Here is a 12,704-nt window from a genome sequence, read left to right on the forward strand (position 1 = left end):
ATGGGCGGTCCTGGTTTGTTTCCTGTGTTTTCTATTTTAGATCCGCAAGTAGTACAATCAATTCCACGGCGTCAAATTGAAAACGGAATTGCTGATGCTTTTACCCACGTGATGGAACAATACATTACCTATCCGGTGGACGGGATGCTTCAAGATCGTTTTTCAGAAAGTATTTTGCAGACTTTAATTGAAGTTGCACCAAAAATATTGAAAGATCCATCTGATTATAATGCCGCAGCAAACTTTATGTGGAGTTGCACCATGGCATTAAACGGTCTCATTCAAAAAGGCGTTCCATCCGATTGGGCAACGCATATGATGGGTCACGAGTTAACTGCTTTATTTGGCATAGACCATGCAAGAACCTTGGCGATTATCGGACCTAACCATTACACCTATAATTTTGAAAATAAAAAAGAAAAATTAGCACAATATGCTGAACGTGTTTGGAAAGTTACCGATGGCACTTTAGAGGAAAAAGCTAAAGCCGGAATTGAAAAAACCAAAGCCTTTTACAATTCCTTGGGAATAAAAACGTCACTTTCTGAATATACAGATGACTATAAAGGAACTGCTGAAATTATTTCAAAACGGTTTACAGAACGTGGTTGGAAAGGTTTGGGAGAACGCCAAAATGTGACACCAAGCGATGTGGAAAAAATAGTAGAAATGAGTTATTAAAAAATTATGAAAATTATGAAAACAATAAAATATTTAATGGTAGTTCTTACAATAATTACAGCTGCAAGTTGTAAAAACGAAAAACAAACGCCAAAAGCAGAAGATGCAGCAGCAACTGAAACTATTAATAAAACAGAAAAAACTATGAACGTATTATTTGTATTAACTAGTCACGAAGATTTAGGAAAAACTGGAGAAAAAACTGGTTTTTGGATTGAAGAATTTGCAAGCCCTTATTACTATTTAGTAGATAAAGGTGTAAAAGTAACTGTTGCATCGCCAAAAGGAGGGCAACCACCAATTGACCCAAAAAGTGAATTGGCCGACTTTTCAACACCAGCAACTGAAAGATATAATAAAGATACTGCAACAAAAGAGCTTATTAAAAACACGGTAAAATTAGCAACTGTAAACCCAGCAGATTATGATGCTGTTTTTTATCCTGGTGGTCACGGACCGTTATGGGATTTAGCTGAAGACAAAACATCAATTGCATTGATAGAAAGTTTTTACAATGCTAACAAACCTGTAGCTTTTGTTTGTCACGCACCAGCAGCTTTAAAACACCCTAAAAAAGCAGACGGTTCTCCTTTAGTAAAAGGTAAAAAAGTAACCGGTTTTAGCAACTCTGAAGAAGCAGCCGTACAACTAACAGAAGTTGTACCGTTTTTACTAGAAGATATGTTACAAGAAAACGGAGGAACCTATTCAAAAGGAACTGATTGGGCGCCTTATGCTTTAGAAGATGGCTTATTAATTACAGGTCAAAATCCTGCTTCATCAGAATTGGTAGCGGAATTGTTATTAAAAAAATTAGAGAAATAATAATATCACTTTAATTTTAAAAAGCTCATTAATGAAAATTAATGAGCTTTTTTTATTATTTATTGAAGATTTTAAACCAATTTTAAAACGGTTCTTCCTTTTAATTTCCCTTCTAACATTAAGTTTAATTTCTCACTTAATTCATTAAAAGTTATGGTGGTACAATTATCTTCTAAATTTTCAAGCTTCCACTCATCAGCTAATTTATTCCAAACTTGCTCTCTGTAGTTCATTGGGTAATTTTGAGAATCTATTCCAATTAAAGATATTCCTCTTAAAATAAAAGGAAATACGGTTAAATCTAGCTTCGGAGAAGCCACATTTCCACAACAAGTAACCACACCTAATGGCTTTACCGTTTTTATAATATTTTCTAAAATAACACCTCCAACAGTATCAATTCCACCAGCAAATAGTGGTTTTAATAATGGTTTTTTTGGCATTTCTTCAAAATCTTTTCTTGAAATTACTTCCAAACCTAAGCCTTCTAAATATTCTTTTTCAGTATCTTTCCCTGTTATTGCCGTAACTTTATACCCCAATTTATTTAATATCAACACACTTAATGAACCTACACCACCAGTAGCTCCTGAAACAACAATATTTCCGTCTTCAGGTTTTACAGTTTCAACCAATTTTAAAACTGACATACCAGCTGTTAAACCCGCAGTTCCAAAAATCATAGCTTCTTTCATTGAAAGGTTTTTAGGTAACTTAACCACCCAACTTTCAGGAACTTTCACATATTCTGCAAAACCTCCATTGGTGTTCATCCCTAAATCATAACTAGTTACAATAACGGCATCATCAATTTTAAATTTTTCAGAATTAGATGAAACAACCGTGCCAACTGCATCAATTCCTGGAGTATGAGGATAATTCCGTGTAACTCCTTTGTTTCCACTTGCCGATAAAGCATCTTTATAATTTAATGAGCTATAATGTACTTTAATTAGTAATTCTCCTTCTTCTACTACTTCAAAAGGCATTTCTTTTATTGCTGAAATAAATTTTTCATTTTCTTCTTCAACTCTAAAAGCTTTGAAGGTTGATTTAGTATTTATCATAATTGTTTCCTTGCTTTTTATTAAATTTACAACAAATTTCGACCAATAAATTGGTGTACACAAGAGCTTACAAATTATGCACTTACGAACATTTTGTACTGTTTTGTATAGATACAAGGTTTTAAAAGCAAAGAAAATGAAAAAAAGTTATTGTCCTATAGATACTTTTATAAATACTATTAAAGGAAAACGTAAAAGCACCATTATTTTACACCTTTCTGAAGGTCATAAAAGATATAGCGAATTGCTTAGACTTATTCCTGATATTAGTGAGCGTATGATGAGCAGGCAATTGAAAGAATTAGAAGCTGATAACTTAATTAATAGAAAAGTATTTCCTGAAGTTCCACCCAGAGTTGAATATAGCTTAACTGATTTAGGAGAAGAAATACACCCTTTTTTAAAAGGAATGTTTAAAGGTGGAATTATTTTTGAAAATAGGATTGCCTCGGAAGAAAACTAACTTCTTTACTTTAGCATTAGATAACGCATTTAAACAGCTGGCTAGTTATATTTAAAAGACAGCTTTTTTAGAGCTTAAAAACTCTTTTTAAAATCCTTTAGAGGCCATTACTTATTTACATGACAGCACGGTAGATTTACTATTTGTAGATATTGATATGTCCGATTTAAATGGGGTGGATTTAGTAAAGTCATTAATAAGCCCACCAAAAAGAATTTTCACTACAGGCTACAGTGAATATGTTGTTGAAGGATTTAAAGTTGACGTCATAGATTAATAGACTACGCTACTTTTTTAAAAACTTCAGATAAGGACAAATCTTGGTTTGATTTGTTCAATAAACAACCTGAACAATTATAAAGTAATAATGATTTTTTGATTCAAGAGAATGAATTGTATTCGCTATTAAATTATCTTTTTTCAGTGAATATGAATTATTTTAAAGTTGAGCTAATATTAACTAAATTTGCTTTCTAAATAAATATGAAATGTCTTTACTTCTTTTATATGCTGCAGTTTCAATCTTTTTTTCATTTTTATGTTCAATACTTGAGGCTGTTTTATTAAGTATTACCCCAACATTTATTACCATAAAAAAGCAAGAAGGTAAATTGTTTGCGAAAACCCTTGAGTATTTTAAAAATGATGTAGACAAGCCTTTAATAGCTATTTTAACAATTAATACCATTGCGCATACAGTTGGTGCCATTATGGTTGGTGTACAAGCAGAAACATTAGATTATAAAGTTAATATTCTTGGAGTAAATATTGTTGGTATTGTATCTGCAATTATGACTATTTTAATTTTAGTAGTTTCTGAAATTATACCAAAAACAATTGGCGCTAAATATTGGCAACAACTTGCAAACATTACATCTAAAGCATTAGTTTTATTAATTTTCCCATTAAAATGGACGGGTATTTTATGGTTGTTGCAGTTAACAACTAAATTGATTGGAGGTAAAGGGATACATGGTTCTGTTTTAAGTAGAGAAGAGTTTCACACAATGACTGATATTGCTGAAAAAGAAGGAGTTTTTAAAGAAAATGAAAGTACAATTATTAAAAATTTACTTACGTTTAAAGAAGTTCAAGCTAAAGATATAATGACACCAAAAACAGTGATGCTTACTGCATCTGAAGATGATACAATACAATTTTTTTACAAAAAACATCCTAAACTTCAGTTTTCAAGAATACCTATTTTTAAAGAAAATTCAGATAATATTACTGGTTTTGTAATCAAAAGTGAACTTTTAGAAGAAATTATTAAGGGAAATGGTGAGAAAAATCTTTTAGAATTAAAACGTGAAATATTAGTCACAAATAGAAATTTACCAATTCCTGATTTGTTTGAGAAATTTATTGCGGAACGAGAACATGTGGCTTTGGTTGTTGATGAATATGGAACAACAAGCGGTTTGGTAACTATGGAAGATGTTATTGAAACATTACTAGGCTTAGAAATTATGGACGAAAGTGATAAAGTTGATGATTTACAAAACTTAGCACGTAAAAATTGGGAAGCAAGAGCTAAAAAATTAGGCTTGCTATTTAAAGACAAAAATACTAAGGAAAAAAACTAATCTTCCTCAGTATATTCGTCATATAAAAAATCATTATAAGGGAAGCGTGAAATATGAATTTTCTTTATTTCTTCAAAAACCTTTTCTTTAAATTCTTCCATATTCTCTTTATTTAAAGCCGAAATAAACAAACACTTATTATCCATTTTATTCATCCAAGTTTTCTCCCATTCGGCTAAAGTGTAATGAATTTTAGATTTTTCTGTAACTAAATCATCATCTTCAATTGTTTCATGTTGATAAGCATCAATTTTATTGAAAATCATAATAGTTGGTTTGTCACTACTTTTTATTTCATCTAAAATTTTATTTACCGAAGCAATATGATCTTCAAAATTAGGATGAGAAATATCAACTACGTGCAATAATAAATCTGCTTCACGAACTTCATCTAAGGTAGATTTAAAAGATTCAACCAATTGGGTTGGTAGTTTTCTAATAAAACCAACAGTATCTGTTAATAAAAAAGGGATGTTTTTAATCACTACTTTTCTAACGGTGGTATCTAAAGTTGCAAATAATTTATTTTCAGCAAAAACATCGCTCTTACTCACTACGTTCATTAAAGTAGACTTTCCAACATTTGTGTAACCAACTAAAGCAACACGCACCATTTTTCCGCGGTTTTTGCGTTGCACGGCCATTTGTTTGTCTATAATCTTTAATTTTTCTTTTAGCAATACAATTTTATCTCTAATAATTCGTCTATCAGTTTCAATTTCTGTTTCACCAGGTCCACGCAAACCAATTCCTCCTTTCTGACGTTCTAAGTGTGTCCAAAGACGTGTTAATCTTGGTAATAAATATTGGCATTGCGCTAATTCAACTTGGGTACGTGCATAACTAGTTTGAGCTCTTTTAGCAAAAATATCAAGAATTAAATTAGTCCTATCTAATACTTTACAGTTTAATACTTTTTCAATATTTCTTAATTGAGATGAAGAAAGTTCGTCATCAAAAATAGCAGTTTCAATATGATGAGCCTGCATATAGTCTCGTACTTCTTCTAGTTTTCCTGTTCCTATAAAGGTTTTAGGATGTGGCATTTCTAGCTTTTGGGTAAATCGTTTAACGGCAATTCCTCCAGCGGTTAGTGTTAAAAACTCTAATTCATCTAGATATTCATGCGCTTGCTCTTCATCTTGATGTTGGGTTACAACACCAATTAATACAGCCTTTTCAGATGATACTTCTCTTTCTTCTATCATTCTGCAAATTTACAAAATACTTTACTTGAAAATATGAATTGATACTTTTTTAATAAGGTAGCTTAAAATGAAAAGTTGTTCGAACACCCTCTTCTAATTCTAACCATATTTCACCTCACTAATTTAAGCATTAAATCTTTATAAATATTTAAACCTAAACCATTACCTATTTTAAAATCTTTATCTTCTGTCTGAAAAAAACAATCAAAAATCATTTTGAATTTGTTTTTTTGGAATCCCAAAATCCGTATTTTTTATATAAAACGCTAAAAATAGATTTTCATCGTTCTTTATAAATAGATCTCTAGTAGTAGAGGGTAAATTTAACTTAAGATCTATATTTTTAGTTGATAAAAGCGTGTTTGTTTCTTTTTGAATTTCAACTATTTCTTACAATGCTTTAACGACATTCACATTTTCTAAATTAACTTTTAGTTGACTAGATTTCTATTTTAGAAATATCAATAGCATCGTTTATAATGGTAATTAAACGTTTTTAGATTTATTAATAACTTCAACAAACCAATCTCTTCTTACATTTCAATTTGAAAATTAAGCTATAAATTTCCATTATTATTTAATGCCTTAATGATTTTTATTTGGTTTTATAACTAAAACTAAAAATGCTTACTTTAGCAAATAGAACCTTTAACACCATGTTTAATATCTATGTTTTCATACTTTAAATCTCCTGGTAAAAATAGCCACGCTTATACTATTGCATTCTACAATCTTGAAAATTTATTTGATACTAAAAATGATCCCAATACTTTAGATGATGATTTTACTCCAAAGGGCAAAAAGAATTGGAACAACTATCGTTATAAAAATAAAATAAGAAAATTAGGCAATGTTATTGCTCAATTAGGAACTGAAAAATCATTTTTTGCACCAGCAATTGTTGGTGTTGTTGAAGTTGAAAATAAAGCTGTATTAAATGATCTAGTGGCTTCAAATAAATTAAAAAATCATCATTATGGATTTGTGCATTACGATTCACCAGATGAACGTGGAATTGATGTGGCATTACTCTATAAAAAAGAACTTTTTGAATTGTTACATTCTGAAACTTTCCCGCTCTATTTAGAAGGTAACAATGGAGAAAGAGACTATACAAGAGATGTTTTATTGGTAAAAGGGAATTTAAATGGAGAATTAGTTCATGTACTTGTTAATCATTGGCCATCAAGAAGAAGTGGTGAAGATTTAACAGAAGAAAAAAGAATTAAAGCAGCTGAATTAGTGGTAAGTATTATTGAAAAAATAACTATTGAAACAGAAGAAGCAAAGATTATTATTATGGGTGATTTTAATGATGATCCTTCAAATATAAGTGTAAAAAAGCATTTGGTAAATGACACTTTTTACAATCCTATGGAACGTTTAATTAATACTGGAAATGGCACTTTGAATCATCAAAAAACGTGGCATTTGTTTGATCAGATTATATTTTCAAAAAATTTCTTTACAATTGAAGAGAAAAAACATTCATTTAAATATGCTGAAGTTTTTGATAGACTTTTTATAAAAGAATGGGAAGGAAAATACAAAGGAAATCCCTTTAGAACCTATATTGGAAAATGGTATCAAGGTGGTTTTAGTGATCATTTTCCCGTATATGTATATTTGAAAAGAAATTAAAAACTTCAGTTCGAGTGTTTTTTGTGTAGTAAAACGGAGCAGGGCTGAACGTTTAAAAATGTTCAGTGAACATTTTTAGTGATAGAGCCCAGTTGGCGTATTGGCGATGTATCGAGAACCTTTTTTAACATTAATTTTTCTGTTCTCAATACAATCTTCTATCTTAAATCACTCGGACTAAAAAAATTATCATTAAAAAGTAATTGCACCTAATGGGTTAACTGTATTTTTTAAAAAAGAAGTATAATTATGAAAATAGCTTCACAATATCATTTCCATTCGCTAAAAGAAGCAACGCAATTAAAAGAATAAATCCAGTAATTTGGGCGTATTCTAAAAACTTATCATTTGGTTTTCTACCTGTAATCATTTCGTATAAAGTAAACATTACATGACCACCATCCAATGCTGGTATTGGTAATAAATTCATAAAACCAAGCATAATAGATAAAAAGGCTGTAATACTCCAGAAAGCTTGCCAACTCCAAGTTGCCGGGAAAATATTTCCAATAGCAATAAAACCACCAATACTAGTTGCACCTTTCTTAGTGAACACATATTTAAACTGTGTGATATAATCTTTTAAAGTCCAAATAGCAATAGAGTTTCCTGTTGAAATACTTTCTGAAAACGAATAATCTTTATGTTGTAAATTAATACCACTTAAAACATTATAAGAGACACCAATTTGATTGTTTTCTCCTGGTTTAACAGTAATATTAAGAATATTTGAATCTCTTTCAATGCCAAGTGTAATTTCTTCTTTTGAGTTTAAAACCAATGTAGAAAACTCATTCCAATAGTTAATAGGTGTGTTGTTTACGGAAACAATTTTGTCATTTACTTGAATTCCTGCAATTTTAGCGGGGGAATTTTCAGTAACCAAATTTATTATTGCAGGTCTTCTAACTTCAAAAGGTTTCATAACTCCATTTTCCCACATTACTTCTCCAATATTTTCTGGGATAGTTATTGTTTCTGTAGTACCATTCTGGTGAAGTACGTCTAATGATGTAATTCCTCTTAAAAATAAATGTTTGTTAACATCAGTTACATCTAAAGGCTCAATACCATTAAATTTTAAGATTTTATCACCATCTTCAAATCCATATTGTTTGAAAGATTCGTGAACTGAAAATCCGTCTTTTACATCTAATGAATTCACAAAATCAATTCCCCAAACGAAGGTGATCATAATGTAAATTAAAATACCTAAAATAAAGTTTACAGTTACACCACCTAACATTATAATTAAACGTTGCCAAGCTGGTTTGGATCTAAATTCCCAAGGTTGCGCAGGCAGTTTCAGTTGCTCGGTATCCATACTTTCATCTATCATTCCAGAGATTTTTACATAACCTCCTAATGGAATCCAACCAATACCATATTCTGTTTCTCCAATTTTCTTTTTAAGTAAAGAAAATTTATAATCAAAAAATAAGTAAAATTTTTCAACACGAGTTTTAAATATTTTTGCAGGAATAAAATGTCCTAATTCGTGCAATACTATTAAAAACGATAAACTTAAAATAAACTGTGCTGCTTTTATAACTATCTCCATATATATTTTCAAAAATAAAATCGCACAAATGTACGGTTTTAAATACAGTTGTAAAACCTAAAAAACTACTGAACAAAGACTTTTAACAAAGTTTTAGAATTGAATAGGTACAATGAAAGACAATTGTATTAAATTTGAACCTTAATTTATTAAATAAAATGGATTTAAAGTTTTTTAAAAAGTCAGTTCCAACATTAGCTATTATGGCGTTGTTTTCAGTTCTTATGATCTATGCAATTTATACATTACTAACTCCCGAAAAAAGATTGCCAGTATATAATCCGTCTGATGTAAACCCTAGATTGGTTGACGAAAGTATTATTCACATACGAAGAAATCATAAAATAGCTGATTTTAGTTTGATTAACCAAAATGGTGATACAATTACTCAAAAAAATTATGAAGGTAAAATTTATGTAGCTGATTTCTTTTTTACAAGATGTATGACTATTTGCCCAGTAATGACAAATAACATTGGTAAACTTCAAGAAGTTTTTAAAAATGATGATGATGTGATGTTTTTATCACATTCAGTTACACCTGTTATGGATAGTGTTTCTGTATTAAGAGAATATGCAGATAAAAAAGGAGTGATAGACGCCAAATGGAACATTACTACTGGGGATAAGAAGCATATTTATAATCTTTCCCGTAAAAGTTACTTTGCTGTTTTAGATGAAGGAGATGGAGGTTTACAAGATTTTGTGCATACTGAAAATTTTGTGTTGGTTGATAAAAAAAGACAAATTAGAGGTTTTTATGATGGTACAGACAATGAAGATATTGAACGTTTAATAGCAGATATTAAAATTTTACAAAACGAATTTAAGGATTAGTGATATTTGTCATTGTTTAGAATGATTCTAATTTAGTATATTTGCTCACTATTTATAATTATTCTTAATAATGTTTAAAACTATTGCAAATTTACGAATTGGAGAAAAAGCTTTTATAGAAAAACTTTGTTTAGAAAATATTCCTTTAGAATTGCTTGAAATGGGTTGTTTGCCTGGAATTGAAGTTCAATTAATTCAAACTGCACCACTTAATGACCCTTTGTATATTAAAGTAAATGGAAGTCATTTAGCTATTAGGAGAGAAACTGCAGAAAAAATAACAGTTGTAAAGTAATAGTATTAATGAGTAATGAAAAAGTTGTAAAAGTTGCTTTAATAGGGAATCCAAATACAGGGAAAACTTCAATATTTAACCAACTTACTGGTTTAAAACAAAAAGTTGGAAACTACCCAGGAATAACAGTTGAAAAAAAGCAAGGTATTTGTAAATTAAGCCATACTGTTAAAGCAGAAATCACTGATTTACCAGGGACTTATAGTATTAATCCAACTTCTTTGGATGAAACCTTGGTATTAGATACTCTATTGGATGAAAAAAAGAGTGGTTTTCCCGATGTTATCATCGTTGTTGTTGAAATTGAAAATATTAAAAGAAATTTACTTCTATTTACACAAATAAAAGATTTAAAAATTCCAACTATTTTGGTTATCAATATGATTGATCAAATGAAACGGAAAGGAATTAATATTGATGTAAAACAATTAGAAGAAAAGTTAAACACAAAGATTGTTTTAGCAAGTGCAAGGAAAAATATTGGTATTGAAGAATTAAAATCTACAATCTTAGAATATAAAAAATTAGATGTTACACCTATTGGAAAAATAACGGATAGAATAGATAAAGAATATTTTACAAGATTAAAAAATGCTTTTCCAGAATTTCCATTATACAAATCTTGGTTATTAATTACCCAGAATAATGAATTTGATTTTTTAACGAATGAACAGCGAAAGTTAGTATTAACATTTAGAGAAGATTTAGGTTGTATAAAAAGATACCAGCACAAAGAAACAATTTTAAGATATCAAATAATAAACGATGTATTAAAAGAAAGTTTTAATGTTGATAAGTCTAAAGCTTCTGACTTAAGAGGAATCTTAGATAGAGTGCTAACACATAAAATTTTTGGATATGTAATTTTTGCATTAATATTATTATTTATTTTTCAAGGTATTTTTGATTGGGCTACCTATCCAATGGATTTAATTGATACGGCTTTTGCAAACTTAAGTTCTTGGGTGAAAACTGTTTTACCAGCTGGAACTTTTACAAATTTAATAGCCGAGGGTATTGTCCCAGGTATTGGAGGTGTGGTTATATTTATACCTCAGATAGCTATTTTATTTACTTTTATTTCCATATTAGAAGAGACTGGATATATGAGCCGCGTAGTATTTTTGATGGATAAAATAATGCGAAAATTTGGAATGAGCGGTAAAAGCGTAATCCCTTTAATTTCAGGAACAGCTTGTGCAATTCCAGCAATTATGGCTTCAAGAAACATAGGTAATTGGAAAGAACGATTAATTACAATTTTAGTAATTCCATTTACCACCTGCTCTGCACGTTTACCTGTTTATGCTATTTTAATAGCTTTAATAATTCCTGATCAATCTGTTTTAGGTATTCTTAATTTACAGGGGTTAACTATGATGGCCTTATATTTATTAGGTTTCACAGCAGCAATTTTTTCAGCAATTTTATTAAATAAAGTATTGAAAATTGAAGGTAAAACATTGTTTGTAATTGAAATGCCAAATTATAAAATACCTTCAATAAAAAATATTTTTTATGAAGTAGTTGAAAAAACAAAGGCTTTTATTTTTGGAGCAGGAAAAATTATTTTAGCAATTTCTATCGTATTGTGGTTTTTGGCTTCAAATGGACCTTCAAAATTTAAAAATGCTGAAGAAACTATTGCAGCTCAAATAGAAAGCACACAATTGTCAAAAGGAGAACTTCAAAAGAAAGTGGCATCCTATAAATTAGAGCATTCTTATATTGGGTATATGGGAAAAACTATTGAACCAGTAATAAAGCCGATGGGATACGATTGGAAAATTGGAATTGCTTTAATTAGTTCCTTTGCTGCTCGTGAAGTATTTGTAGGTGCGTTAGCAACTATTTATAATGTTGATAATGATAGTGAAAATACAGGAACCATTAAGCAACGCATGTCTGCAGAAGTAAACCCTGAAACTGGAGAAAAACGTTTTAATTTTCCAACAGGAATTTCTTTATTGCTATTTTATGCATTCGCTATGCAATGTGTTGGAACTTTAGCCATTGTAAAACGCGAAACCAATAGTTGGAAATGGCCTATTCTACAGTTAGTTGGAATGGGAATATTAGCCTATGTATCTGCAGTATTAGCCTTTAATATCTTAAGCTAATGCAAGATATTTTAACTTACATAGCGCTTGGATTAGCTATTGGCTTTTTAGTTAAAAAATATTTTTTTAAGACTAAAAAGAAAGGAAAATGCGATTCAGATTGTGGATGTTAATTTTTTTGAATTTCAATTTACTTATAGCTTGTTGAATTTTAGACTTCTCAATTCCTAACTAGCTTAATCCAACATCTAAAGTCATCATTACTATAAAACCTCCAATAAATCCTAATGTAGCAATATCAGTGTATTTATCTTGTTGTGTTTCTGGGATTACTTCTTCAACAACTACAAATATCATGGCGCCAGCTGCAAAAGCTAATGCATAAGGTAAAATAGGTTGGAAAGCAATTACTGCCCAAGCTCCAATTACTGCAGCAATAGGCTCTACCAAAGCAGAAGATTGCCCATACATAAAACTTTTC

12 protein-coding genes are annotated in these 12,704 nt (G+C 30.0%); 8 read left to right on the plus strand and 4 right to left on the minus strand.

Annotation, left to right across the window (positions count from 1 at the left end):
- The coding region (locus ABY863_RS10075) for an iron-containing alcohol dehydrogenase (protein ID WP_372794417.1) at positions 1-681 on the plus strand (681 nt) is incomplete at its 5' end.
- Between the two features lie 15 nt (positions 682-696).
- The gene (locus tag ABY863_RS10080; protein WP_372794419.1) at positions 697-1,506 is read left to right on the plus strand and encodes a type 1 glutamine amidotransferase domain-containing protein; all 810 of its coding nucleotides are present in this window, start codon (positions 697-699) and stop codon (positions 1,504-1,506) included.
- A 71-nt stretch (positions 1,507-1,577) separates the two neighbouring features.
- Here ABY863_RS10080 and ABY863_RS10085 read toward each other — a convergent pair whose 3' ends face one another.
- On the minus strand, positions 1,578-2,573 hold the full coding sequence (locus ABY863_RS10085) for a YhdH/YhfP family quinone oxidoreductase (protein WP_372794421.1): 996 nt from the start codon (positions 2,571-2,573) through the stop codon (positions 1,578-1,580).
- Between the two features lie 136 nt (positions 2,574-2,709).
- On the opposite strand from ABY863_RS10085, the gene ABY863_RS10090 reads away from it, so the two are divergent.
- Together ABY863_RS10090 and ABY863_RS10095 are read left to right on the plus strand one after the other, a co-directional pair.
- A complete protein-coding gene (locus ABY863_RS10090) occupies positions 2,710-3,036 on the plus strand; it encodes a winged helix-turn-helix transcriptional regulator (RefSeq protein ID WP_372794423.1) in 327 nt (108 codons plus the stop codon).
- Positions 3,037-3,524: 488 nt separating this feature from the next.
- Positions 3,525-4,622 carry a CNNM domain-containing protein gene (locus ABY863_RS10095; protein ID WP_372794425.1) on the plus strand — a complete coding sequence of 366 codons (1,098 nt, stop codon included), beginning with the start codon at positions 3,525-3,527 and terminating at the stop codon, positions 4,620-4,622.
- Here ABY863_RS10095 and hflX read toward each other — a convergent pair.
- The gene (gene hflX / locus ABY863_RS10100; RefSeq protein WP_372794427.1) at positions 4,619-5,830 is read right to left on the minus strand and encodes a GTPase HflX; all 1,212 of its coding nucleotides are present in this window, start codon (positions 5,828-5,830) and stop codon (positions 4,619-4,621) included. The genes ABY863_RS10095 and hflX overlap by 4 nt on opposite strands.
- A 669-nt stretch (positions 5,831-6,499) precedes the next feature.
- On the opposite strand from hflX, the gene ABY863_RS10105 reads away from it, so the two are divergent.
- The gene (locus ABY863_RS10105; RefSeq protein WP_372794429.1) at positions 6,500-7,471 is read left to right on the plus strand and encodes an endonuclease/exonuclease/phosphatase family protein; all 972 of its coding nucleotides are present in this window, start codon (positions 6,500-6,502) and stop codon (positions 7,469-7,471) included.
- 247 nt (positions 7,472-7,718) lie between these two features.
- On the opposite strand, the gene rseP is transcribed toward ABY863_RS10105, so the two are convergent.
- Positions 7,719-9,032, minus strand: a complete 1,314-nt coding sequence (rseP, locus tag ABY863_RS10110) for an RIP metalloprotease RseP (protein ID WP_372794431.1) — start codon at positions 9,030-9,032, stop codon at positions 7,719-7,721.
- A 158-nt stretch (positions 9,033-9,190) separates the two neighbouring features.
- Here rseP and ABY863_RS10115 point away from each other — a divergent pair, with 158 nt between their 5' ends.
- From ABY863_RS10115 to feoB, 3 genes are all read left to right on the plus strand, one after another.
- Positions 9,191-9,868, plus strand: a complete 678-nt coding sequence (locus tag ABY863_RS10115; RefSeq protein WP_372794433.1) for an SCO family protein — start codon at positions 9,191-9,193, stop codon at positions 9,866-9,868.
- A gap of 70 nt (positions 9,869-9,938) precedes the next feature.
- Positions 9,939-10,163 (plus strand): ferrous iron transport protein A, encoded by a 225-nt coding sequence (locus tag ABY863_RS10120; protein ID WP_372794435.1) that lies wholly within the window; start codon positions 9,939-9,941, stop codon positions 10,161-10,163.
- An 8-nt stretch (positions 10,164-10,171) separates the two neighbouring features.
- Positions 10,172-12,283, plus strand: a complete 2,112-nt coding sequence (gene feoB, locus ABY863_RS10125) for a ferrous iron transport protein B (RefSeq protein ID WP_372794437.1) — start codon at positions 10,172-10,174, stop codon at positions 12,281-12,283.
- Positions 12,284-12,454: 171 nt separating this feature from the next.
- Here feoB and ABY863_RS10130 read toward each other — a convergent pair.
- Positions 12,455-12,704: ZIP family metal transporter (locus ABY863_RS10130; RefSeq protein ID WP_372794439.1), on the minus strand; the 250-nt coding region annotated here is incomplete at its 5' end.

It is taken from the genome of Lutibacter sp., assembly GCF_041562875.1.
In the GTDB taxonomy this organism is placed as follows: domain Bacteria; phylum Bacteroidota; class Bacteroidia; order Flavobacteriales; family Flavobacteriaceae; genus Lutibacter.

What these genes read in the sequence shown, in the direction of transcription:
- ABY863_RS10080 (WP_372794419.1), top strand. Translation starts at nt 697, where the DNA reads ATGAAAACAATAAAATATTTAATGGTAGTTCTTACAATAATTACAGCT.
- ABY863_RS10085 (WP_372794421.1), bottom strand. Translation starts at nt 2,573, where the DNA reads ATGATAAATACTAAATCAACCTTCAAAGCTTTTAGAGTTGAAGAAGAA.
- ABY863_RS10090 (WP_372794423.1), top strand. Translation starts at nt 2,710, where the DNA reads ATGAAAAAAAGTTATTGTCCTATAGATACTTTTATAAATACTATTAAA.
- ABY863_RS10095 (WP_372794425.1), top strand. Translation starts at nt 3,525, where the DNA reads ATGTCTTTACTTCTTTTATATGCTGCAGTTTCAATCTTTTTTTCATTT.
- hflX (WP_372794427.1), bottom strand. Translation starts at nt 5,830, where the DNA reads ATGATAGAAGAAAGAGAAGTATCATCTGAAAAGGCTGTATTAATTGGT.
- ABY863_RS10105 (WP_372794429.1), top strand. Translation starts at nt 6,500, where the DNA reads ATGTTTTCATACTTTAAATCTCCTGGTAAAAATAGCCACGCTTATACT.
- rseP (WP_372794431.1), bottom strand. Translation starts at nt 9,032, where the DNA reads ATGGAGATAGTTATAAAAGCAGCACAGTTTATTTTAAGTTTATCGTTT.
- ABY863_RS10115 (WP_372794433.1), top strand. Translation starts at nt 9,191, where the DNA reads ATGGATTTAAAGTTTTTTAAAAAGTCAGTTCCAACATTAGCTATTATG.
- ABY863_RS10120 (WP_372794435.1), top strand. Translation starts at nt 9,939, where the DNA reads ATGTTTAAAACTATTGCAAATTTACGAATTGGAGAAAAAGCTTTTATA.
- feoB (WP_372794437.1), top strand. Translation starts at nt 10,172, where the DNA reads ATGAGTAATGAAAAAGTTGTAAAAGTTGCTTTAATAGGGAATCCAAAT.